The 21,660-nt window shown below is 63.8% G+C and carries 18 protein-coding genes, 1 tRNA gene and 1 pseudogene; 10 read left to right on the top strand and 10 right to left on the bottom strand.

The window, feature by feature from the left end; genetic code table 11:
* The first annotated feature begins 42 nt into the window (after positions 1-42).
* From H8S62_RS03210 to H8S62_RS03165, 10 genes and pseudogenes are all read left to right on the top strand, one after another.
* A tRNA-Ser gene (locus H8S62_RS03210) sits at positions 43-133 on the top strand.
* Positions 134-322: 189 nt separating this feature from the next.
* Positions 323-538, top strand: a complete 216-nt coding sequence (locus H8S62_RS18630; RefSeq protein ID WP_155149419.1) for a recombinase family protein — start codon at positions 323-325, stop codon at positions 536-538.
* Between the two features lie 566 nt (positions 539-1,104).
* Positions 1,105-3,723 (top strand): SIR2 family protein, encoded by a 2,619-nt coding sequence (locus H8S62_RS03200; protein WP_186918435.1) that lies wholly within the window; start codon positions 1,105-1,107, stop codon positions 3,721-3,723.
* A gap of 398 nt (positions 3,724-4,121) precedes the next feature.
* Positions 4,122-4,588, top strand: a pseudogene (locus H8S62_RS18465) (TspO/MBR family protein).
* Positions 4,589-4,657: 69 nt separating this feature from the next.
* Complete coding sequence (locus tag H8S62_RS03190) at positions 4,658-4,825, top strand: hypothetical protein (RefSeq protein ID WP_155149423.1); 168 nt, start codon at positions 4,658-4,660, stop codon at positions 4,823-4,825.
* Positions 4,826-4,955: 130 nt separating this feature from the next.
* Positions 4,956-5,240 (top strand): DUF3221 domain-containing protein, encoded by a 285-nt coding sequence (locus tag H8S62_RS03185; protein ID WP_186918434.1) that lies wholly within the window; start codon positions 4,956-4,958, stop codon positions 5,238-5,240.
* Positions 5,241-5,408: 168 nt separating this feature from the next.
* Positions 5,409-6,062 (top strand): response regulator transcription factor, encoded by a 654-nt coding sequence (locus H8S62_RS03180; protein WP_155149427.1) that lies wholly within the window; start codon positions 5,409-5,411, stop codon positions 6,060-6,062.
* A gap of 1 nt (position 6,063) precedes the next feature.
* The gene (locus tag H8S62_RS03175; RefSeq protein ID WP_155149429.1) at positions 6,064-7,464 is read left to right on the top strand and encodes a sensor histidine kinase; all 1,401 of its coding nucleotides are present in this window, start codon (positions 6,064-6,066) and stop codon (positions 7,462-7,464) included.
* Positions 7,461-8,156, top strand: a complete 696-nt coding sequence (locus tag H8S62_RS03170; protein ID WP_186918433.1) for a hypothetical protein — start codon at positions 7,461-7,463, stop codon at positions 8,154-8,156. The genes H8S62_RS03175 and H8S62_RS03170 overlap by 4 nt, the downstream gene beginning before the upstream one ends.
* 86 nt (positions 8,157-8,242) lie before the next feature.
* Positions 8,243-9,055: a M15 family metallopeptidase gene (locus H8S62_RS03165; RefSeq protein WP_243255290.1), complete on the top strand. Its 813-nt coding sequence runs from the start codon at positions 8,243-8,245 to the stop codon at positions 9,053-9,055.
* Between the two features lie 50 nt (positions 9,056-9,105).
* Here the strand turns inward: H8S62_RS03165 and H8S62_RS03160 are convergent, their stop codons facing one another.
* From H8S62_RS03160 to H8S62_RS03115, 10 genes are all read right to left on the bottom strand, one after another.
* Positions 9,106-10,419 carry a B12-binding domain-containing radical SAM protein gene (locus H8S62_RS03160; protein WP_186918432.1) on the bottom strand — a complete coding sequence of 438 codons (1,314 nt, stop codon included), beginning with the start codon at positions 10,417-10,419 and terminating at the stop codon, positions 9,106-9,108.
* Positions 10,420-10,421: 2 nt separating this feature from the next.
* Positions 10,422-11,780 (bottom strand): B12-binding domain-containing radical SAM protein, encoded by a 1,359-nt coding sequence (locus tag H8S62_RS03155; protein ID WP_155149434.1) that lies wholly within the window; start codon positions 11,778-11,780, stop codon positions 10,422-10,424.
* Position 11,781: 1 nt separating this feature from the next.
* A complete protein-coding gene (locus tag H8S62_RS03150; protein WP_155149436.1) occupies positions 11,782-13,095 on the bottom strand; it encodes a B12-binding domain-containing radical SAM protein in 1,314 nt (437 codons plus the stop codon).
* 11 nt (positions 13,096-13,106) lie between these two features.
* Entirely contained in the window at positions 13,107-14,096 is a 990-nt protein-coding gene (locus tag H8S62_RS03145; protein ID WP_173023460.1) for a GNAT family N-acetyltransferase, read from the bottom strand.
* Between the two features lies 1 nt (position 14,097).
* On the bottom strand, positions 14,098-15,180 hold the full coding sequence (locus H8S62_RS03140; protein ID WP_186918431.1) for a hypothetical protein: 1,083 nt from the start codon (positions 15,178-15,180) through the stop codon (positions 14,098-14,100).
* A gap of 346 nt (positions 15,181-15,526) precedes the next feature.
* A complete protein-coding gene (locus H8S62_RS03135; RefSeq protein ID WP_186918430.1) occupies positions 15,527-16,573 on the bottom strand; it encodes an aldose epimerase family protein in 1,047 nt (348 codons plus the stop codon).
* 1 nt (position 16,574) lies between these two features.
* Complete coding sequence (locus tag H8S62_RS03130; RefSeq protein ID WP_155149444.1) at positions 16,575-18,080, bottom strand: UDP-glucose--hexose-1-phosphate uridylyltransferase; 1,506 nt, start codon at positions 18,078-18,080, stop codon at positions 16,575-16,577.
* Positions 18,081-18,082: 2 nt separating this feature from the next.
* Positions 18,083-19,075: a UDP-glucose 4-epimerase GalE gene (gene galE / locus H8S62_RS03125; protein ID WP_155149446.1), complete on the bottom strand. Its 993-nt coding sequence runs from the start codon at positions 19,073-19,075 to the stop codon at positions 18,083-18,085.
* Between the two features lie 13 nt (positions 19,076-19,088).
* Positions 19,089-20,390: a galactokinase gene (locus tag H8S62_RS03120; RefSeq protein WP_155149448.1), complete on the bottom strand. Its 1,302-nt coding sequence runs from the start codon at positions 20,388-20,390 to the stop codon at positions 19,089-19,091.
* A gap of 178 nt (positions 20,391-20,568) precedes the next feature.
* On the bottom strand, positions 20,569-21,612 hold the full coding sequence (locus H8S62_RS03115; RefSeq protein ID WP_155149450.1) for a LacI family DNA-binding transcriptional regulator: 1,044 nt from the start codon (positions 21,610-21,612) through the stop codon (positions 20,569-20,571).
* Between the last annotated feature and the right edge of the window lie 48 nt (positions 21,613-21,660).

Raw genomic sequence — 21,660 nt, 5'->3', positions numbered from 1 at the left:
AGCAAACAATTGAATCGCGGTTTGCTGTTTGTCAACTGCCATGGAGAGATGGCTGAGTGGACGAAGGCGCACGATTGGAAATCGTGTGTACGTTGATAGCGTACCGAGGGTTCGAATCCCTCTCTCTCCGCCAAAGCAGACAAAATCTGCGTATAACTATCGTTATACGCAGATTTTGCTATTTAGTGTTGAATTTGCATTAAAGTGTGGGTTCTAAATTAGTTATCATCACTATATCAGAAGAATTGCTAAGCAGATTTGAGTGAGTCGGTTCTCATTCAAACCTGCTTTTATTTATGTTTAAGGAAGTGAGGCGGTAAATATGAGGATACCCTATGGATACATTTTGGTGGGTGACGAAAAGGGGGAAACCGTCCGCAGTATCTTTGCTTATTACCTCGTTGGAGCCAGCTTGGGCAAGGCAGTGGATATGCTTTGCGAGAAGGGAATCCCCTCTCCAACCGGTAACCTCAGATGGATCAGGGCGGCGGTGGATGAACTGTTGGCCAGTGCGAAGTACATCCTATGGTTGGCTTGACCACTTATATGGACGTCCAGTTTGAAAAGGAATACCCATGCAACATTAACTACGGATGCTTCCAGTATTCGGAGATGGAGGAGTTAAAGCGAAGTTGTCATTATAAAATTAAGCTTGGTGAAGCAGACTACCCAAGCAATGCTAAGGATGTGCAAAGCTAGTTTGCCAGGCAGATGCAGTAGAGGAACGACTACAATTTGACAACAGGGAACTGTTCCCATATATTGAGGCAGTATTCTCTAAGCTTGAAAATATTGTTAAACCGTCTCCCTTTATTTTTTAGTTATTCAAACGGTTGGGCAAGACTGCGTGGCATCTATTTTGTTTGTGTGTTACACTCTTGGAGCCCTTGCAATTGCTAGAAAAGCTAGTGATTGCAAGGGCTTTCTGTTTTTGGGAGCAGAGCTTTCCTTGTACTGCCGGAATAACGCACAAATAACCAGTGAATTGATTTCCGCCTTTTGAGAAAAATCGCCAAATTTCGATTGCAACATGATTTGCCCTGTCGTATAATATGTATATTTGACACATTCGTGTATTCAAATATACATATGGAGGAAATTCTGATGTATCTTGTCGGCGATGAACAGCTTTTGATTGATAGAATGTCGATCCGCACGCCAATCCTTGTTTTGGGCGCCGGCTTTTCCAAGGGTATCCAGAGCCAGGACGGCAAACCGCTGCCGGCCGGCAGCGAGTTGGCCGGAGAACTGTTTGACGAAGTCTTGGCCAAAAGCAAGACGGTTAAGAAGGAGGATTTGGAGGATTACTGGGCCGAACGCTCCGATTTGAAGAAAACCTGCGACAACATTGAGATGGAACACCTAGTGGAGCAGAGGGACCGCTTCCTGCAAAAGCGCTTTTCGGGCTGCCGCTGCTTAAGCGGCGATTTTCATATGTTCCTGCTGGACTACCCGTGGCGGCATATTTTTACACTGAATATTGACGATCTGGTCGAGGCCATTTATTCAAACGTGCCGGCGAAGCAGCGCCCTCTTGTCCATGTCAAGCAATGCTCCACGCTGCACAACGGGACTTCGCTGGAGCTGTACAAGCTGCACGGCTCTGTAAACAGACCGGATTTGGGCTTCGTCTTTGACTCCGCCGAATACAGAAACTATGAAGCGATCCCCAGCTGGGCGCTGAACACGTTCGGATATCTCTCCCTGACCAATGACGTCGTCTTTCTGGGGACGGAATTTCAGGAGGAGGACCTGCAGCTTATCATCCAGCAGCTCAATTCCATGGTTGAAATTGTCCAGCCGCCCCATTATTTCTTTGTCTCGCCCAAGATCAACAATCGGAAGCTTGTGCGCAAAATTGAGGAAAAGCGGAACATGCACTTTATCCCCTGGACGGCGCAGAAATTCTTGACCACGATCAAAGACCGCATTGCAGCGGTGGGCGAGGCGCGGCGGAAAATGCGCGATTATGGAATGGTTTTCTATGACGAGCAGGTCCCGGCGGATGAGAACAAGCTCAATCAATACATGAGCGAATTATACATGGGGGCGCCGCCGCGGCCGTACGACTTCATCAAGAATATTGATATCATAAGGCCGCAGGTGGACGGGAGGGCCAAGGCCCTCGCGTCCAAAGGGAAGCATCATCTGGTGGCGATTTATGGCGAGGCGTATGTGGGGAAAACATGCGCGGCCATTCGGCTTGGCGTGGATTTGATGCGGCTTGACTATGAGTTTTCCGTCTTCAACCTCCCCTATTCCATGAACGCGACCGCATACCAGGAGCGGATTATCGAATATCTGGAGGTCCTCCCCGAGGGGGCAAAGGTGGCGATTCTGGCGGAGAGGATGTCGTACTACTACAATCGTGTAAAGGATATCCTCAATAAATGCCCGCCTAACGTCAGCAGCCTGATCTTTATCTGTACGGGCAGTCTGCAGGACCACAATTCAAAGAAATATTTATTGGATTCCTACGAGAGCCTGGAAGAGGTCTATATTTCCGAAAAGACAAAAGACGGGCGCCAGGCGGCCAATATCTACGACAAGCTGGAGGAGACAAATCACCTGAACAAACTGCGGCTTTACGGGAACACGCGGAAGGAGTGCATCGACTATATCCGGAAGCTGAACGACCTGATTGACGTGCTTTATACGGCGCAGGAGGGGCGCCAGTTTGTCAGCTATTTTTCCGACATGATTGAGCGCATGCAGGCGTCCCAAAACAAGACGGCCTTTCTCATCCTCAGCACGTTTGGCGCTCTGGACATATCAGAGATTTCCGCAGCGCTTTTTTCCAATATTCTCTCCGGCTGCGGGCTGGAGGTGGACATGCACACATTCGCGCTGGACTACGCCGACCTAATCCGCCTGCAGGACGACCGGATTTCCATACGGTGCTCCCGGCTTCTGTGGGCGTCGGTGCAAACGCAGCTGGACCGGGACGAGCTTTTGTCCTGGATCAACTTTGCCGTGCGCTTCCTCGCCCGGAACCTCAGCGAGCAGGAGGAGACGGTTCAAAACGAAATATTCCAAAAGCTGCTTAAGATTAAAAGCCTGCGCAAACAATTGCAGCTCGACGATTCCATGATGCTCAACCTGTTTTTGCAGATTGAGAAGGTGTGTAAGCATCTAAGCTATTATTGGGTGCAGCGGGGTATCCTGCACCGGGACATGGAACATTTTGAAGAGGCGAACAATGCGTTTTCCGAGGCGGCGGCGATTCGCAATAATACCTCTTACCATGTAAAGCATGCGCAGGCCAAAAATTATATGACCTGGGGGGTATGGGGCGTTTACAATGAGCCGCAGCATGCGCAGTATTATTTTGACATAGGAAAAAAGCAGATTGAGGAGCTGATTGAAAAGGCGTCCTACCGCTATTTTGCATATTCCGTTCATACGTACGTGGATATGATAATAAAATACCATTCGGCCAGCGGTGAGGGAATATCGGATGCTGCGCTGCTGAATATGGCGCAGCTCCTTTTGCGGATGCCAGACGTCTACAGCGACAGGCTGGGGCCGAGCATTGTTAAAAAGTTTTCGGATTACTGCGGCCGCATCAGCTGGAAAAACGAATGCCTGACCGCTTTGGACAATAAATACAACCGGGTGGACAAGGGAATCAACCCCGGGCTGGCGGAATGTGAGTTTGACAGCGACGACATTGTAGTCGTCGGCAATGACGAGATCGCCGAAAGCGTCCAATCAGATGGATAGGAAGGCGCAGCCGCGCTGGGCCGCCTCCGTTTGACAAAAAACCTCTGACCAAAGGATTCAGAGGGAAATTCAGGGGCTGCTACTCCTATGAAAAGGGATTCTGGGAGGTGAATTGTCCCGCAGGGGCAAGAGAGACCGCCCCGGGGCGCGCCAGGCTGTGGGGCCGCGCTTTCGTTGGCCGCGCGGTTCCCTTCGGTCCGCCGCTGCGCGGCCCAGTTCTGAATGACAGATGAACGGGAAAACGCTTTACCGAAAGACGTTGATTTCGTGGGCGGCCCCCTTTTTTTGTTCCGCGCCCTGCATCTCATCCGCCCGGGCCGAATGAACGCGGAGGATTTGCGGACCTTCGGGTTCATACTTCGCCTCCCGGCAGGCATACTATCCACGGGTGATAAAGTATGAGATGGAAAAAATATATGCCCTACCTTGTGTTTATCCTGATATCCCTTGCGGCCGGCGGACTGTCGGCCATTGCCGTCATGAGAGGGCTGCCCGCCTACGAGCGGCTCGCCAAGCCGCCGCTGACGCCGCCCTCCGCGGCCTTTCCCGTGGTCTGGGGCATTTTGTATATTCTCATGGGCGCCGGGGCGGCGCGGGTCTGGCTGACCCGCGGGAGGGGGCGCGGCGCGGCGCTTGCGCTCTACGGCCTTCAGCTCGCCATCTCCTGTGGAGCGTGTGGTTCTTCGCTCTGGGGCTGCGCCTCTTCGCCTTTGTGTGGCTGCTCGCCCTGGCCGCCGCCGTCGGGCTTATGATCCGGGCCTATTATAAAATCGACAGGCCCGCCGCCTGGCTTCAGGTTCCGTATCTGGCGTGGTCGGTCTTTGCGGCCTATCTCAACTTCGGCGTCTGGCTCCTGAACCGCTGACGCCGCCGCTGCCAGCATCCACCATCTCCCTGGCCGTCGTTTCGCGGCATACTAAGCGGGGTGATGAATTTGAAATACAGGGAACCGGCCATGGAGCGGTACTTCTCCTCTCTGCCGCCGGCGGTGAAGAGCTATATCAACCGCTCCGGCGTGGAGATCTCCACCTACGGGGAGCTTATGCAGATTGGCGAGCACTTCCGGCACAGCATGAGCGCCGGGCACGGGGAAAAATCATGAAAGACCGCCTGAGAGGGCCGCGGCCCTCTCAGGCGGTCTTTCTGCACGCCTCCGGCGGCGTCTGACGGGATTCGTCACACGCCGCCCTCTCCCGACATATCCTGTGTTGTAGTGATTGGAGGTGCCCGACATGATAATGCATGCAGCCGTGCTCGACGTGCAGTGGGGGCGTCTGCTGGTACTGGACCGGGAGACCCGGCAGAGAGTGGTGGTCCATACGCCCGCCGCCAACCGGTTTCAGCCCGGCGACCTGGTACGTATCTGGTATAACGGCGTGATGACCAACAGCATTCCGCCGCAGATCAGCGCCCAGAGAATTGAGCTGATACCGGCGGTATTTCCGCCCACGGTGCTCCCGCCCGTGGTGCGCCCGCCCTTCGGGTGCCGCGGCTGCCGCCCGCCCCGCCGCAGATGACCCGCCCGCCGCCCCGTTCCGGGGCGGTTTTCTTTTTGTCATGACACCTCTTACATTTCATCGGCCCGCGCAGTTGCGGCGCGGGCCGAAATCCGGTACAATACCTCAGAACCGTTGCCGTTTTGATGCCGGAACGATGTATGCTGGGCGGCGGTAAGGAGGGATAGCATGATAAGAATCCTGATTGTGGAGGACGAGAAGCCCATCTCCAATCTGCTTCGCCTCAGCCTGACCAAGGAGGGCTACGCCTGTACCTGCGCCTTTGACGGGGCGGAGGCCGCCGATCTGCTGGAGCGGGGCCGCTATGACCTCGTCCTGCTGGACGTGATGCTCCCCGAGATCGACGGCTTTGAGCTGATGGAGTACATCCGCCCCATGGAGATGCCGGTCATCTTCATCACGGCGAAAAACGCGGTGAACGACCGGGTGCGGGGCCTCCGGGCCGGGGCTGAGGACTATATCGTCAAGCCCTTTGAAATTGTGGAGCTGCTGGCCCGGGTGGACGTGGTGCTGCGCCGCTGGCGGAAGAACGAGGCGGTGCTCCGGGTGGGCGGCCTGGAGATTGACCCCTGCGCCATGCAGGTGCGCCGGGACGGCGCGGAGATTGCCCTGACCAAAAAGGAGTACGACCTGCTGCTCCTCTTCGCCCGGAACCCCCGCCGGGCCCTGTTCCGGGAGACCATCTACGAGCGGGTCTGGGGCGAGGAGTACCAGTTCGGCAGCAAGACGGTGGACCTGCACGTGCAGCGCCTGCGGAAAAAGGTGGGCTGGGAGAAGCAGCTCCAGGCGGTGAACAAGGTGGGCTACCGCCTGGAGGTATAGGATGAAGTTTCGCCTGAAGATGACCCTCTGTATGCTGGGGCTGCTGTCGGTTCTGTTCGGCGTGGGGGGCAGCCTGCTCATCTCCATCTCGTTTCAGAACACGCTGGAGCGGGAGCAGCAGGCGGCGTACAACGCCTACCAGATGGTGGTGGGCACCCTGCGCATCGTCAACAGCGCCGCCGGCCAGTCCGATTACGCCGATATCTCCTCCACGCTGGAGCAGCTCTCGGGCCGGAACGGGGGGGCCTGGACGGCCCTGCGCCTCTCCGCCGGCGGGGAGAGCGTCTATGCGTTCGGCCCCGCCGCGCTGGCCGTTTCCCCGCAGCCCGTGCAGCCCGGCCGGTGCGTGATGCGCTATGTGCCCACGGACGGCGGCGGGTACGCCCTGGCCCTGACCGGCGCCCTGGAGGCGGGGGGAGAGACGCTCCGCCTGGACCTGGCCCGGGACATCTCGTCCCTCTTCGAGACCCGCCGGATGCAGCAGCAGACCTACCTGTGGGTCTTCCTTCTGACCGCCGGCCTGTGCGCCCTGCTCTCGTACAGCATCTCCCATGTGCTCACAAAGCCCCTGGTGAGCCTCTCCGGGGCGTCCCGGGCTCTGGCCTCCGGGCGGCTCTCCAGCCGGGTGCGGGTCCGCTCTGAGGACGAGATTGGCCTCGTCGCCCGGGATTTCAACACCATGGCCGAAGCGCTGGAGGGCACCATCTCCCAGCTGGAGGAGGCGGTGGAACGGCAGGAGCGTTTTTTGGGCAGCTTTGCCCACGAGATGAAGACCCCCATGACCTCCATCATCGGCTATGCCGATCTGCTCCGGGGCCAGACCCTGAGCCCCCAGGAGCAGGCCGAGGCCGCAAACTATATCGTGGCCGAGGGCAAGCGGCTGGAGAACCTCTCCCAGAAGCTGATGGACCTGCTGGTGCTGAGGCGGGGCGGGGCGTCCCTCGTCCCGGTCCGGCCCGCCGCCCTGATCCGGGGCCTGGCCGCCCATCTGGGGCCGATTTACGCGCGGCAGGGGGTGGCGCTCACCTGCATCTGCGCCGAGGGGGTCTGCCTCATGGAGCCGGACCTCGTCAAGTCTCTGCTGGTCAACCTCTGGGACAACGCCCTCAAGGCCATGGACGGCCGGGGGGGCGAGATCCGCGTCCGCTCCGAAATGCTGCCCGGCGGCTGCCGCATTACCGTGCGGGACAGCGGGCGGGGTATTCCGCCCCAGGCCCTGGAGCACCTGACCGACGCCTTTTACCGGGTGGACAAATCCCGCTCCCGGGAGCAGGGGGGCGCGGGGCTGGGCCTGGCCCTGTGCCGGGAGATCGCGGCGCTCCACGGCGGAGCCCTCCGCTTTGAGAGCGCGCCGGGGCAGGGGACCACCGTAACGGCGGAGCTGAGAGGGGGCGCGGCATGAAGCGGGCTGCTAAGCTGATACCCATCCTCCTCACGCTCCTGCTTCTGTGCGTGGGCGCGGCCCTGCCGCGCATCACCGCGCTGGCCCTGGACCGGCGGCTGCTGGGGGAGATCTCCCAGCGGGAGGACGTCCAGGTCTCGCTGGTACTGACCCAGGACATGGACGTCCTTGAGGCCCTGGCGTTCTTCGACCTGGGGCAGTCCCAGGTGGAGCTGGCCGGGGGCCGCCGGATGACGGCGGAGGAGGTCCGGGCCGCCGCCACCGATACGATGGTCAAGCTGTCGGCCCTGGGGATGGTCTATACCGTCCCCGCAGTCACGCCGGTACTCATCACCAGCCGGGAGGACCCGGGCCTCTGCGCCGTCTACTGGCGCTGCGTGTGGACGGATGACGCAGGCGTCCGGGAAACCCTCTGGCTGGACGACGGCAGCGGCCTGATGGTGGCCCTCCAGATCCGGGTGGGGGTCCCCACGGTGAGCTTTGTGAAAAGCCCGTACCAGGAGTCCGTCATGGCCGTGGCGGAGTACTGCCGCACCAATTACCCCGTGGATGAGGTGAGTGCCGCGCTGGAGGCCCACGGGGAGGGGTCCGGCGATTATCTCCTTACCTTCTTTAAAGCGGCGGAGGGCGAGGCCTCCGGGCGGTCGGCCGCCCTGCGCCTGCGGGGCGAATGGATTTATTTCAACCTCTGATGCCGTTTGGATGCCGGAGCGTTGCCGGCATGAGGAATCACCCCTCTATCCTGTTGTCATCAACAGAAAGAAGGGTGATTTTTCATATGGGACGCAGAGACGGAAACGGCATGGTACGCGCGCGGCGGCGCAGGCGGCGGACCGTAGGTACACGGCTGGCGGTGGCCGGGGCGGTGGCGGTGGGACTGCTGCTCATGGGGGCCCGCTGGGTGGCCGAATGGCCGTCCGGCGGCATTGATACGCTTGTGGTACAGGAGGAGGCGCAGCCCGTGTCCCCGGACGCCGTTTCTCCCCCGGCGTCCGATCCGGCGGCGGACAAGCCCGCCGCCGACGACTGGCGGCTGCTTCTGGTCAACCCCTGGAACCCCCTCCCCGAAGGGTACGAGGCGACCCTGGTGAAGCTGAAAAACGGCCTCTTCGTGGACGAGCGCTGCTATCCCGCCCTCCAGGAGATGATGGACGACTGCCGGGCGGCGGGCCTCTCGCCGGTGATCTGCTCCGCCTACCGCTCGACGGACAGGCAGGAGCGGCTCTACAATAACCAGGTGGACAAGCTCCTCGCCCTGGGGTATGCGCGGGCGGAGGCGGAGACCGAGGCCGCCAAGGCCGTGGCTGTGCCCGGCACCAGCGAGCACCAGCTGGGCCTTGCGGTGGATATTGTGGACCTCAATAACCAGAACCTGAACGAGAGCCAGGAGGAGACCGCCGTCCAGAAGTGGCTGATGGACCACAGCTGGGAGTACGGCTTCATCCTCCGCTACCCCGGCGGGAAGAGCGAAACCACCGGCATCATCTACGAGCCCTGGCACTACCGCTACGTGGGACAGGCCGCGGCCCGGGAGATTTATACGCAGGGCCTCTGCCTGGAGGAATACCTTGAGAGCGAAACGGCCCGATAATCGCAAAGAAGGGGCATTTGGCTGAGCCAAATGCCCCTTCTTTGCCGGCGTCAAATAATATTCGGCGTAATCCGCCGTTTGATCTGCCCCCTGTAAAAGAGGTTCACCCCCAGGTAGAAGAGGTACATGAAGGGCCTGCGCCAGAAGCGGCGGTGCAGCACCGTGCGTTTAAAGATGCTCTTGTAGGCAAAAACCGCCTCGTAGAGATCCCAGTAGGCCTTGGTCAGCTCCTCCGGGGTCATATGCCTGGGGATGTGGACGGCCTCGGCGGCGTTGTAGGAGTACATATCGTGGTTCCAAATCCGCCCCTGCTCCTCCATCTGCTTGTGGAACAGGGTGCCCGGGATGGGGGTGAGAATGTAAAACCGGGGGACCACCGCGCCGCTCTCCTCGATGAAGGCGGCGGTGGCGGCGATGGACTCCAGGGTGTCCCCGTCGGCCCCCACCACCATCTCGGTGGAGATGTCGATCCCCGCGTCGGCGATGATGCCGAGCAGCCGCCGGTATTCCCCCGGGTCCTCCCAGCCCTTGTCCATGGCCTCCAGGCTCTCCCTGGAGATACTCTCCAGCCCGAAGGAGAGGGCGATGCACCCGCTCTCCGCGGCCTTTCTGAGAAGCTCCGGCTGCCTGGCGATGTTGATGGAGCACTGGGAGAACCAGGTCATGCCGAGCTTCTTAATCTCGTCGCAGAGGGCGGACATATAGCCGGGGTTGGCGCAGATGTTGTCGTCCAGGAGGAGGAAGCGGCGAAAGCCCAGCTCCCTGACACGCCTGATGTCCCGGACCACCTCCTCCAGCGGCCGCTGGAGGTAGCGGTTATGGTACAGGCAGTAGACCGAGCAGAAGGAGCAGCTGTGGGGGCAGCCCCGGCCCGCCTGGACCGGGAGAAAGCTGCCGATTTTCTTGCCGAGCAGCAGCTCGTACCGGGGCAGGGGCCAGGTGAGGGCTTCCACCGGCCTCTCGTACCGGGGCTTCAGCTCTCCCCGCGCGAAGTCTGAGAGCATCTCCGCCCAGACCGTCTCGCCGTCCCCCACGATGACGCTGTCGCAGTGCTTGGCGGCCTCCCCGGGCATGAGGCTGGTCATGTACCCGCCCATCACCACCGTTTTCCCCCGGCGGCGAAACTCCGCCGCGATATCGATGGAGCGGATGACGGCGTGGCCCATGCTGCTGATGCCCACGAGGTCCGCGTCGGTATCCCAGGGGATGTCCTCAATGGTCTCCAGGCAGACCTCCACCTCCCAGTCCGCCGGCGTCAGAGCCGCCAGAATGGGGAAGGCCAGCCCCACGAAGTAGAGCCGCTTTTTCTTCACCGGCCTGCGCTCCAGGTCGTAGGGGGTGGACTGGATGAGGAGCAGTTTCATGTTCATTTCCCCCTGACTATCTTTTTGATGTACTGCCAGTTGACCCTCATGGCCCCCAGGGAGAGCTTCAGGGTCTCTAAAAAGCCGTAACGCCTCGCCATGCCCCAGGCCCGGGCGGGGTTGGCCATGGTCTTCCAGTAGAGCAGGGTCATCTGCCAATAGTACTGCCGCACGCTGAGCTTTCCCGGCCGCACCACCAGATGGGCCATGTCCCACTTTTCAAATTCCTCCGCCGGGACGATGAGCCTGTCCCGCCAGGCCCCGAACTCCGGCGTGCCCTTCAGGGGCGTCAGGGGCTGCAGATTGACGAAGGTGATGCCCAGGCGCTTTATCCACCGGGCCAGGGCGCGAAACTCGTCCTTCCCCCAGTCCGGGCCCAGGACGAAGGCTCCGTAACACTCCACGCCGCACCTTTGCAGAATGCGCACCGCGTCCTCGTTGGTCTGGGCGGTGGAGTGCTTCTGATAGCGGTCCAGCTCCCGGTCGTCGGCGGACTCCAGGCCGATGATCACCGCCCTCAGTCCGTTTCTCCGCAGCCGGTCGATGAGGCTCTCGTGGGCGGCTATGAAGTCGGCCCGGCCGTAGACCAGGTACCGCTTGCGGATGCCCCGCGCCTCCAGAGCGCCGCAGAAGGCGGCCAGCCGGGCCTCGTTGAAGAGAAAATCGTCGTCCACCAGATAGATTTCCTTCTGGGGGATGGTCTCCAGCTCGTCCAGCACGTCCGCCACAGGCCGGGCGGCGTATCCGGTCACCTGCCGGCAGAAGCAGAAGGAGCACTCGTAGGGGCAGCCGTAGGAGGTCTTCACCAGGGCGCAGTCCCGGTGGAACATGTAGTAATAGCGCCTGCGGTAGCGCGCCACGCCCTCCCGCCAGGGGAGGGGGGCGGAGAGATCCGGGGCGTTGGGCCGCCGGACGGGGTCTTCCGGGTTCCAGACGCCCTCCGCCGGGGGCGCGCAGCCCTGCTCCAGGGCGTCGGCCAGGGCGGTCAGGGTACGCCCGCCCCCGGCGGTGAGGATGAAGTCGACGGCGGGGTCCTCCCAGTCCCGGGGAACCACCTCGGCGTGGACGCCGCCCACCGCCACCCATACGCCCGGGACCAGCGCCTTGACCCGGGCCGCCAGGGCCTTCACCACGTTCACATGGGCGACGTACCCTGTGATGCCCACCAGCCGGGGCTGGAACTGCGCCGTAATCCGCTCCAGGGGGCGGCGGTCCAGAATCAGATCCACGATCTCCACCCGGTGTCCCGCCTCCAGGAGCGCGGCGGCCAGGTACTCCAGCTCCAGCGGCTCGCAGATCATCACGTTCTGCAGTCCGATGGTCTCCCTGTGGGGTCTGGGGCGGAGGAGCAGCACGTTCATCTCACCACCACCCGTCCTTCTCCGTATCGTAGGCGGTGCCCCGGAGGATGCGGAAGAGGAGCTTGGGGTAGGTGGCGGCGTGGAGCAGGACGACCCGCAGGTAGAACATGAGCTTGGACATATGCTCGGGCCGGATGGTCACATGGAGGCCGTCCAGCTTTTTGGCTTTGCGGGTGAGCAGCCTGTCCCGGTATTCCTCATAGGCGTCGCTCCCCTTGTAGGGCGTGAAGATGCCGAAGACCACCCATAGGAGCCTGTTTTTGCGGATAAAGTCCAGGAGATTGCGGAAATCCTCCCGGGTGGCGGCGTGGCTCACCACGAAAAGGCCGTTGCACACCAGCCCCGCGGCCCGGAGATTGCGGATGGCCGCCTCGTTGACCGCCCTGCCCGTCTCCTTGTGGTAGGCGTCCAGGGTGGCGTCGTCGGCGGCCTCCAGCCCCACCAGAATGTCCCGGAAGCCCGCCCGGTAGAGCAGGGGGAGGAGGTCCGGGTGCTCCGCCGGGAAGTCGGCCCGGGCGTAGGCCATGAACTGCTTTCGGACGCCCCTTTTCAGCACCAGATCGCAGAATTCCACCACCCGTTCCCGGTTCAGGAGAAAATCGTCGTCCACCAGCCAGATGCGCTCCGCCTCCAGCGCCTCGATGTCGGCCAGCACGTCGCTGAGGGGCCGCTGCGTGTAAACCCCGCCGTTCATCATGGTGCAGTAGCAGAAGGCGCAGCGGAAGGGACAGCTGAAGGAGGCCTTCACCAGGGCGTGGGGCCCCTTGCCGAAGATGAAGTTGCGCCTCCAGCTCCGGCGCATGGGCTCCCGGTCGGGCTGGACGGTGAAGTTGGAGACGGGCGGCGCCGGGGGATTGCACACCCAGCCGTCCCCCGTCCGCCGGGCCAGTCCGGGCAGGGCGGCTGCTGCCGCCGGGTCAAACCCGGAGGCGCACATGGCGCGGAAGGTCTCCACGCCGTAGTCGTAGCAGACGAAGTCCACGCCCTCGGTGCAGAAGTCCCGGTAGTTGACCTCCGCCTCCGGCCCGCCCACCAGAACGGTGAGCCGGGGAAACTCCGCCTTGAGGGCGCGGGCCTTCTCCCGCACCTCGTCGGCGGTGTTGGCGTTCACGCTGAAGCCCACCGCGGTAAAGCGCTCCCGGCGGATTTTCCGCCGCAGCCGGGTGAAGCGGAGGGCGAAGGGGGCCTGAAACTCGTCCCATATCTCGTAGGGGATGCCCTCCTCCCGGAGGGCCCCGCCCAGGTATTCCAGCCCCAAGGGCTCCAGGTTGGCGACCAGGGAGAAGAATTTGGGGCGGACAAGCAGAATTTTCATGGAGACCTCCTCTATTTGAATGGTCTGTGCGCTGCGGGGACGTCCCGGTACTCCAGCAGCCCCTTTCCGGCGGCGAGCAGCCTGTGCACGAGGGGGTTGGCGTGGCGGGCATAGAAGCCCCGCTCCTCAATGCGGGCGCCGAAGCGGGTCTTGGTCTCCTCGGTGGTCTGGCCCAGGTCGACGGTCCGGTAGCCGCCCTCGATGCCCCGGCGGACAATCTCGCAGAGCATCAGATAGTAGAGGTCCGCCCGCCACGGCAGGCCGTCCGCCATGCCGCAGAAGAAGAACCAGAGGGTGTCCCCCCGGCCCAGGAGCTGGACGAAGCCCACGCACTCTCCGTCCAGGGAGAACTCCACCAGCTCGCCGGGCAGGTCCCGGAAGAAGTCGATGGTCAGCTTCTCCACGGGGAAGGCGGACCGCCGGTAGATATTCTCATAGAGGGCGTAGTGCCCCTGGGTGAACTCCCGCCGGGGCAAATCCCGGATCGCAAGCCCCGGCAGGGCCGCCCGCGCCAGCCGGAGCCTGCGGCGGTAGGGGGCGCGGAGGCTGCCCATATACGCCTCAAAGCTGTCCCAGCGCAGATCCAGCACGCAGGCGGGCAGGGTGCGGCCCCGGACGAAGCCGGGCGTGTCCTGAAACTCCTCCGTATTCAGCACCAGCAGCCCGCCGGGGAGGGCGGCGAGGTAGCGGAAGAGCAGCTCACGCATCCCGGGGGAGGAGGCCCAGTACCCCGGCGCGCCGACCGAGCAGGGGAGGGCGCACAGCCGGACCGGCCACGAGAGGCGCGCCCGGCTGTAGGTCAGCAGATTGAGCCGCAGGGGGTAGACGGAGCAGAAGGCGCGCTCCCCGCCCCGCTCCAGCAGATGGCACTCCACGGCAACGCCGCTGCCCCGTGCCGCGCCCGCCCAGAGCCGGGGGTCCCCCAGGGGGCCGATGCCCGGCAGGGCGGATAAAAGCTCCGGCGTGGGGGCGGGCAGAACGGTATGCCTGCACTCCTCCATATCAGTCCACATCCATTTCCCAGGCCGCGTAGCGGCGGTACGGCGCGCCGCCCAGGGCCGTTGTGAGATCGGCGGAGAGGCTGTTTCCGTCCAGTATCCAGGAGGATTCGCCGCCGGTGAACCGCCCGGCGCACCGGCGGCTCACCTCCCGCAGCAGGAGCAGGGGGAGGCCCCTGCGGCTGTGCTCCGGCAGGACGGCCAGCTGGGCCAGCTTCATCTGCCTTATCCTGCGGGGGAGGAGCTTGATGCGCAGCAGGGCGGCGGGGCCTATCCCGCCGCCGGGGGAAATCAGCTCGTTGAAATCGGGGTACCACAGCGCCAGGCCGCAGAGGGCGTCCCCCTGGAAGGCTAGTATCAGAAATTCCGGCCCGGCCAGGAGGAGCAGCTCCCTCAGCATCTCATAGTCCTCCTCCGCCCGGCGGGGGTAGTAGAAGGGGTGGCCCTCGAAGCAGCGGTTGCACAGGTCCGCGTAGAGGGCCGCGTCCCGGCGCAGGGTCCGGGCGGACACGGTGCGCAGGGTGTATCTCCCCTCCAGGCGGCGGCAGTAGGGACCGTACCGCGCCAGGGCCGCGGCGGGCATGCTCCAGCGGTAGGAGGTCATGGGGACCTCCCGCAGCCCCGGCCGGGCGAAGTAGTCCGCGTAGTAGCCGGGGTTGTACCCGCAGCCGAAGACCGGCGGGGCGTCCGGAGCGTCCAGCAGCAGTCCCAGGCCGTAGTTCACATGGCCGTTGAGCCCCACGGTGATTCGGTGCAGGCCCCTGGCCCGGCAGAGGGCGCGCCCCTCCGCAAGCAGCAGATCCACCGCGGCCTCCTGCCCCGGCAGGGCCTCAAAGAAGGCGAGCTGCAGCGCGGGATACTCCGTCCCCGCGGCGATGAACACCGCCTGGGCCGCCGGTCTCCCGCCGTCATACACCATCGCGGGCAGAATCTCCCGGTCCTCGCAGAAGGGGGAGGCGCCGCGGAAGAGCCGGCGGAGGAGGTAGGAATTGGCGCTGCGGAAGCAGGGGTCGCCCCGGTAGACCGACTCAAGAAAGCGCAGGTAGTCCCCCTGCTCCCGCCGGGTGTTCGCATAGCGCAGTTCCATGGCCCGCACGCCCTCTCCAAAAGGTAAACTTTGTCATAGTATAGCACAATCTGGTGGATTTGAACATCTCCCGCCGGGCTTTACAGACTGTCCAAAAAGATTTAAAGTCCTTGTAACATTTGAGGAGTGAATCCGTAACAACTTACCTGTATCATAACACTTGCAAGAGACAGCTTTCTTCATTTCATTGTATCCTCTTTCCTTGGTGCGGGAGCCGAACGTCAGGAGCGGGCGTTCGGCTCTTGTTCCGTCTATAGGCGAAAAACAGCGGGGACCCGCAGGCCAAAGGCCTGCGGGTCCCCGCTGTATATCTTGATTTTGAATGGCGTTTCCCCGCCACCGGAGGTCACTTCGCGCTTGTAAACCGGTACACCGTCAGGTGGTGGTACGTCTCGCCGGGCTTGAGGACGGGGGAGGGGAAGTCCGGGTGGTGGACGGCGTCGGGCCAGCCCTGGGTCTCCAGGCAGAGGCCGGAGTGAACGCCGTAGGCCGCGCCGTCCTTGCCCCGGGGCACATCCAGGAAGTTGGCGGTATAGAACTGCACGCCGGGCTGGGTGGTCTCGCACTCCATGCGCACGCCCCCCGCCTCCAGGACGGCGGCGGTCTGGAACACGCCGTCCAGCTGGGACTTGAGGACAAAGTTATGGTCGTACCCGTGGGCCGCCGCGATCTGGGGATGGCCGCTTATGAGGCCGGGACCCAGGAGCTTGGGCTCCCGGAGGTCGAAGGGGGTGCCCGTCACGCCGATGAGCACCCCGGTGGGGACCTTCTCGGCGTTGTTCTCAGTGATATAGTCGGCGAAGAACTGGGCGGTATGGCCGTCCACCGTGCCCGCGCCGTGCCCCTCCAGATTGAAATAGCTGTGGTTGGTGAGGTTCACGATGGTCGACCCGTCAGTCTCGGCGAAGTACTCGATGGTGAGAGAATTGTTGGCGGTGAGGGCGTAGACGACCCTTACCTTCAGATTCCCGGGGAAATGCTCCTCGCCGTCGGGGCTGAAGTAGGTCAGGACCAGCTTGCCGTCCACGGCCTCGGCCTGCCACACCTGCTTGGCGTAGCCCTTGGCCCCGCCGTGGAGACAGGTGTGGGGGGCGTTGGCTGTCAAGTGATATTCCTTGCCGTTGAGCGCGAAGGACGCGCCGCTGATGCGGCCCGCCACCCGGCCCACCAGCGCGCCCAGATGGGGGCCGGGGTTGGCCTCGTAGTCGGCCACGGTGTCCAGGCCCAGCACCACGTCCCGGGGGCCGGTGGGGGAGGGGACGGTCAGAGTGCGCAGGATGCCGCCGTAGGTCAGAATTTCGGCGGTCATGCCGTTATGGTTATCGAGGGTCCAGCACTCCACAAAAGTCCCCTCTGCAGTCGCCCCGAAGGGGCGGGAAGTAAGCTCTGTCAAGTCAGTTCACCTGCCCTATAAATTTCAGGAACGCGGCCTGTCCGGCCTCGCTGCGGCGGTAGACCCCGGCGTGCTCCAGCACCTGGGCGAACACGAGGCCGGTCTCCTCCTTTACGATATCCATGGCGTTTTCTGCTGTAATGGAGGGATACTTTACACGGAAGCCCTCCGCCCAGTCTGCGTGCTTGGCGGTCCGCTCGTCGGCCCGGAGGTCAACCCCCGCCGCCAGACAGTCCGCCACGGCGCTCAGCTCGTCCTTGAGCCGGGCGGGGAGGACGGCCAGGCCCATCACCTCGATGAGGCCGATGTTCTCCTTCTTGATGTGGTGCAGCTCGGCGTGGGGGTGGTAGAGGCCCATGGGGTGCTCGGCGGTGGTGATGTTGTTGCGCAGCACCAGATCCAGCTCGAACCTGCCGCGGCGCTTCCGGGCGATGGGGGTGACGGTGTTGTGGGGCTCGCCGACCGTCTCGGCGAAGACGAAGGCGTCCGCGTCGGTGTAGCCCCGCCAGGAGGTCAGGATTTTGTCCGCCAGCTCCACCAGCCGAGCCCGGTCGGCGCAGGCGATGCGGATGACCGACATGGGCCACTTGACGATGCCAGCCTCCACGTCCTCAAAGCCGGGGAAGGAGACCGCCCGCTCCACGGGGGCCTTCTCCATGGCGAAGGTGAACCGCCCCCCCTGGAAGTGGTCGTGGGCCAGGATGGAACCGCCCACGATGGGCAGATCGGCGTTGGAGCCGACGAAGTAGTGGGGGAACTGGGCTGTAAAGTCTAATAGCTTTGCAAAGCAGGCCCGGTCGATTTTCATGGGGGTGTGCTCGGCATTGAGGCAGATGCAGTGCTCATTATAGTACACATAGGGGGAGTACTGCAGGAACCAGGGGGAGGAATTGATGGTGATGGGCACGATGCGGTGGTTCCCCCGGGCGGGGTGGTCCAGGCGGCCCGCGTAACCCTCGTTCTCGGCGCAGAGCTGGCAGCGGGGGTAGGCCGAGGCGGGCAGGTTCCGGGCGGCGGCGATGGCCTTGGGGTCCTTCTCCGGCTTGGAGAGGTTGATGGTGATGTCCAGGTCGCCGTAGGGCGTGGAGGTGACCCACTTCATGTCCCTGGCGATGCGGTCGCGGCGGATATAGTTGGTGTCCTGGCTGAACTTGTAGTACCAGTCGGTGGCCGCCTCGGGGCTCTGGGCGTAGAGTGCGCGGAACCTCTCCGCCACCTGGGCGGGCCGGGGGGTGAGGCGGCCCATGAGGGCGGTGTCGAAGAGGTCCCGGTAGGCGATGGAGTCCTCCGGGAGCACGCCCCGGGCGTGGGCGTCGTCCATCAGGGCGTTGAGAAGCTCGTTCAGGTCCGCGTCCCCGGACACGGGTCCCTCCGGGGGCGCGTAGGAGCTAAGGCCCAGGCCCTCCAGCAGCGTGTTTACGGCCCAGGTTCTCTCGCAGGGCTCGATGAGGCCGGTGCGCTCGGCGTAGGCCGCGAGCTGGGCGACGGCGGTGTTGATGTCCTTCATGGTTAGCCCTCCTGATAGCCGTTGGGGTGATTTTTATGCCAGTTCCAGGCGGAGGCCACGATGGTCTCCAGGTCGTTGTATCTGGGCCTCCAGCCCAGGACTGCTTTGGCCTTCTCCGACGAGGCCACCAGCTGGGCCGGGTCACCTGCCCGGCGGGGTGAGAGCTCGGCGGGGATGGGGTGGCCGGTGACGGCGCGGGCGCACTCAATGACCTCCCTCACCGTGAAGCCCACACCGTTGCCCAGATTGAAGACATTGTTCTCACCGCCCCGGAGCAGATAGTCCAGCGCCAGGATGTGGGCCTGGGCCAGGTCGGTGACGTGGATGTAGTCCCGCACGCAGGTGCCGTCCTTGGTGGGGTAGTCGCCGCCGAAGACCGAGACGGCGGCGCGCCGGCCGTTGGGGACCTGGAGGATGACGGGCACCAGATGGGTCTCCGGGTCGTGGGCCTCGCCGATGCTGCCCGAGGGGTGGGCGCCGCAGGCGTTGAAGTAGCGCAGGGCCACGTACCGCAGGCCGTGGGCCCGGGAGACCCAGCCCATCATCCGCTCCATGGAGAGCTTGGTCTCCCCGTAGCAGTTGGTGGGCTCGGTCCGGTCGCTCTCCAGAATGGGCATCTGCGACCGCTCGCCGTAGGTGGCGGCGGTGGAGGAGAAGACGATTTTACCGACCTGGTGGGCCACCATGGACTGGAGAAGGACCATGGTGCCGCAGAGGTTGTTGTCGTAGTACTTCAGGGGGTCGGTCATGCTCTCGCCCACCTGGGAGGAGGCGGCGAAGTGGATGACCCCCTCGATGGACTCCCGCTCAAAGAGGGCGTCCAGGGCCGGGCGGTCGCGGATGTCCAGCTCGTAGAACCGGGCCTTGGGGTGGACGGCGGCGCGGAAGCCGGTCTGCAGATTGTCGGCCACCACCACGTCCCGCCCCGCGTCGATGAGCTCGTATACCGTGTGGGAGCCGATGTAGCCGGCTCCCCCCAATACCAGAATCGCCATAAGAAAACCTCCTTTATACTTCTCCCGCCAGCAGACACCCGCCCTCCGGGCGGATGGCGAGAATGTGGCACATATCCCTGCCCAGCAGCTCCTCCATCCCGGTGAGGAAGGGCTCCAGCAGCCCGTTGGGTACGAAGGCCTGGATGGTCCCGGCGAAGCCGCCGCCGTGGACCCGGACGGCCCCCGCGCCGCCCAGCAGCTCCTCCGCCCGGCACAGGGCCAGGGGGATGGCCTGCTGACGGGGGTTGGAGGCGGCAAAGGTGTTTTGCAGACAGAGGCTGGAGGAGCGGCCCGACTCCCGCACCAGGGCCAGGAAGCGGCCGAAGTCGTCCGCCTCCAGCGCCCGGGCCTCCTCCCCGGCCCGGCGGTCGTCGGCGTAGAAGTGGATGGCCCGGAGCACCGCCCGGTCCCCCAGCGCCCCGCGCAGGGCGGGGACGGCGGCGCGGAAATCGCCCTCCGCCACGTCCCGCAGGACGGCCTTGCCGAGGTGGGCGGCCACCGCCCCCATCTCGCTGGTGATGGCGGCGTACTCGCTTGTGAGGTCGGCGTGGTCCGCGCCCGAGTCGATGATGCAAAGGGTATGGCCGGAGCGGGCGAAGTCGTATGGAATCTTCCGCACCGCGGGGGCTTGGGGGTCCCGGAAGTCGATGGCCACGGTGCCGCCCACGGCGGAGGCCATCTGGTCCATCAGGCCGCAGGGCTTGCCGAAATAGACGTTCTCGGCGTACTGGCCGATCTGGGCAATCTGCACCGGGGAGAGGGCACCACCGCAGAAAAAGGAATTGAAAATGGTCCCCACCAGCACCTCGTAGGCGGCGGAGGAGGAGAGGCCCGACCCGGCGGGGACGGAGGAGCAGACGTAGGCGTCGAACCCCCGGGGGGAGAAGCCCAGGTCGGCCATCCGCGCCGCCACGCCCCGGACCAGGGCGGCGGAGGTGTCGCGCTCTTCGGGGTGGGGGACCAGGGAGGCGAGGTCCACCGTCAGGGTGGGGTAGCCCTCGGAGTGGACGCGCACCAGCCCGGTGCCGTTGGGGGCGGCGCAGGCGAGCATATCCATATTGACGCTGGCGCACAGCACACGGCCGTGCTGGTGGTCGGTGTGGTTGCCGCCGATCTCGGTGCGCCCCGGACCGCTGAAGAGGGCGGCGGGGGCCTCCCCGGCGGCGAAGAGCTCCCGGAACCGGTCCACGGCCCGGACGGCCCGGGCGCGGACGCTGTCAAGGGCGGCGGCGTCCCGGCAGCAGTAGACCCGCTCCAGGCGGGCGTCGTGAGCGCCGGACAAAAGCTGCTGCGTGAGCGTTTGGCAGGTGAGCATGGAAGTCACTCCAATCCATTTTCTTGGCTACAGTATATTTAATTTTTACTAAAAATTCAACGGCTATTTCCACAGTCGGAAAACTTTGTGAATCCCCACAAAAAAAGCGTCGTTACCTTGTGCATTTGGCGGGGAGAAGGGGATTGAAATGAAGGGCGGGAGCCGCGCCCCTTCCCGCTCACCCCTCTCTTGCCCTTGGCGGCGCGGTGCTCTCCCGCACCACCAGCGTGGGGGGGACGACCACCTTCTGCGGCAGGGTGCGCACCGGGGGCCTGTCCCCCAGGGACGCGCGCTCGCAGAGCAGGCGCACGGCGGTGCGGGCCATCTCCCGCACATGGGTGGAGACCGACGTGAGGGGCGGCTCCGCCAGCTCGGAGAGGGGGGTGTCGTTGAAGGAGACCAGGGAGATGTCCCCCGGGACGCAGAGCCCCGCGCGGGAGAGGGCGCGCACCGCGCCCAGGGCATTTTCCTCGTTGGCGGCCAGCAGGGCGGTGGGCCGGGGGCGGCCGGAGGCGAGGAAGGCTTCCAGGGCCTGGGCCGTCTGCCGGGCGTCCATGGGGCCGTCGATGAGGAGGGCGGGGTCGAAGAGGCCCCGCTCCGCCATGTAGGCGCGGAAGATGCGGCAGCGCTCCTCGGGCGCGGGCTGCTTCCAGTCGTCCAGCTTCATGGTGGGGCCGATGAAGCCCACGCGGGTGTGGCCCAGGCCCAGCAGGTACTCCAGCGCCTGGGAGATGCCCAGCGCGTAATTGAGCACCACGGAGTCGCAGTGTGCCTCGTCCGGGGAGGAGTCCAGAAAGACCAGATTGCCGCTCACCGTGCGCAGGCTCTGGATCTGGGCGGGGGTGAAGATGCCGATGGCCGCCACCGCGTCCACGCCGCCGTCCTCCGGCGGGAGGAAGAGCGCTCCGTGCCGCCGCAGGGGCATGGGGGAGAGCTTCTGATCCAGGCAGGCCTGCTCCAGAAAGTTGCGCAGGTAGAGGTAGTAGGGGTCGTCCAGCTGCTCGGCGGGGGTGAGCATCTCGGCGATGCCCAGGCGCAGCAGCCGCTTGGGTGCCCGGCCCCGGCGGCTCTTGGTGGCGGCGTAGTTCAGGTCGCCGGCGGCCTCCAGCACCCGGCGGCGGGTCTCCTCCGAGACGGCCAGATCCGGGTCTCCTGTGAGGATGCGGGAGATGGTGGCGGGGGAGTAGCCCGTCCGGGCGGCCAGTTCCTTCAGGGTTGCCATAGTGCATCCGCTCCATATTTTTAGTAAAAATATCATAATACGGATTCC

It is taken from the genome of Lawsonibacter faecis, assembly GCF_014287675.1.
In the GTDB taxonomy this organism is placed as follows: domain Bacteria; phylum Bacillota; class Clostridia; order Oscillospirales; family Oscillospiraceae; genus Pseudoflavonifractor; species Pseudoflavonifractor faecis.
Note: the sequence above shows the minus strand (reverse complement) of the source record. Positions and strands in the feature narration are given on the sequence as shown.

Bases quoted from the DNA above. Each gene is read 5' to 3' on its own strand.
- H8S62_RS03145 (WP_173023460.1), bottom strand. From the start codon at position 14,096: ATGGAGGAGTGCAGGCATACCGTTCTGCCCGCCCCCACGCCGGAGCTT.
- H8S62_RS03175 (WP_155149429.1), top strand. From the start codon at position 6,064: ATGAAGTTTCGCCTGAAGATGACCCTCTGTATGCTGGGGCTGCTGTCG.
- H8S62_RS03120 (WP_155149448.1), bottom strand. From the start codon at position 20,390: ATGCTCACCTGCCAAACGCTCACGCAGCAGCTTTTGTCCGGCGCTCAC.
- H8S62_RS03115 (WP_155149450.1), bottom strand. From the start codon at position 21,612: ATGGCAACCCTGAAGGAACTGGCCGCCCGGACGGGCTACTCCCCCGCC.
- H8S62_RS18630 (WP_155149419.1), top strand. From the start codon at position 323: ATGAGGATACCCTATGGATACATTTTGGTGGGTGACGAAAAGGGGGAA.
- H8S62_RS03200 (WP_186918435.1), top strand. From the start codon at position 1,105: ATGTATCTTGTCGGCGATGAACAGCTTTTGATTGATAGAATGTCGATC.
- H8S62_RS03140 (WP_186918431.1), bottom strand. From the start codon at position 15,180: ATGGAACTGCGCTATGCGAACACCCGGCGGGAGCAGGGGGACTACCTG.
- H8S62_RS03170 (WP_186918433.1), top strand. From the start codon at position 7,461: ATGAAGCGGGCTGCTAAGCTGATACCCATCCTCCTCACGCTCCTGCTT.
- H8S62_RS03130 (WP_155149444.1), bottom strand. From the start codon at position 18,080: ATGAAGGACATCAACACCGCCGTCGCCCAGCTCGCGGCCTACGCCGAG.
- H8S62_RS03150 (WP_155149436.1), bottom strand. From the start codon at position 13,095: ATGAAAATTCTGCTTGTCCGCCCCAAATTCTTCTCCCTGGTCGCCAAC.
- H8S62_RS03165 (WP_243255290.1), top strand. From the start codon at position 8,243: ATGGGACGCAGAGACGGAAACGGCATGGTACGCGCGCGGCGGCGCAGG.
- galE (WP_155149446.1), bottom strand. From the start codon at position 19,075: ATGGCGATTCTGGTATTGGGGGGAGCCGGCTACATCGGCTCCCACACG.
- H8S62_RS03185 (WP_186918434.1), top strand. From the start codon at position 4,956: ATGATAATGCATGCAGCCGTGCTCGACGTGCAGTGGGGGCGTCTGCTG.
- H8S62_RS03160 (WP_186918432.1), bottom strand. From the start codon at position 10,419: ATGAAACTGCTCCTCATCCAGTCCACCCCCTACGACCTGGAGCGCAGG.
- H8S62_RS03155 (WP_155149434.1), bottom strand. From the start codon at position 11,780: ATGAACGTGCTGCTCCTCCGCCCCAGACCCCACAGGGAGACCATCGGA.
- H8S62_RS03180 (WP_155149427.1), top strand. From the start codon at position 5,409: ATGATAAGAATCCTGATTGTGGAGGACGAGAAGCCCATCTCCAATCTG.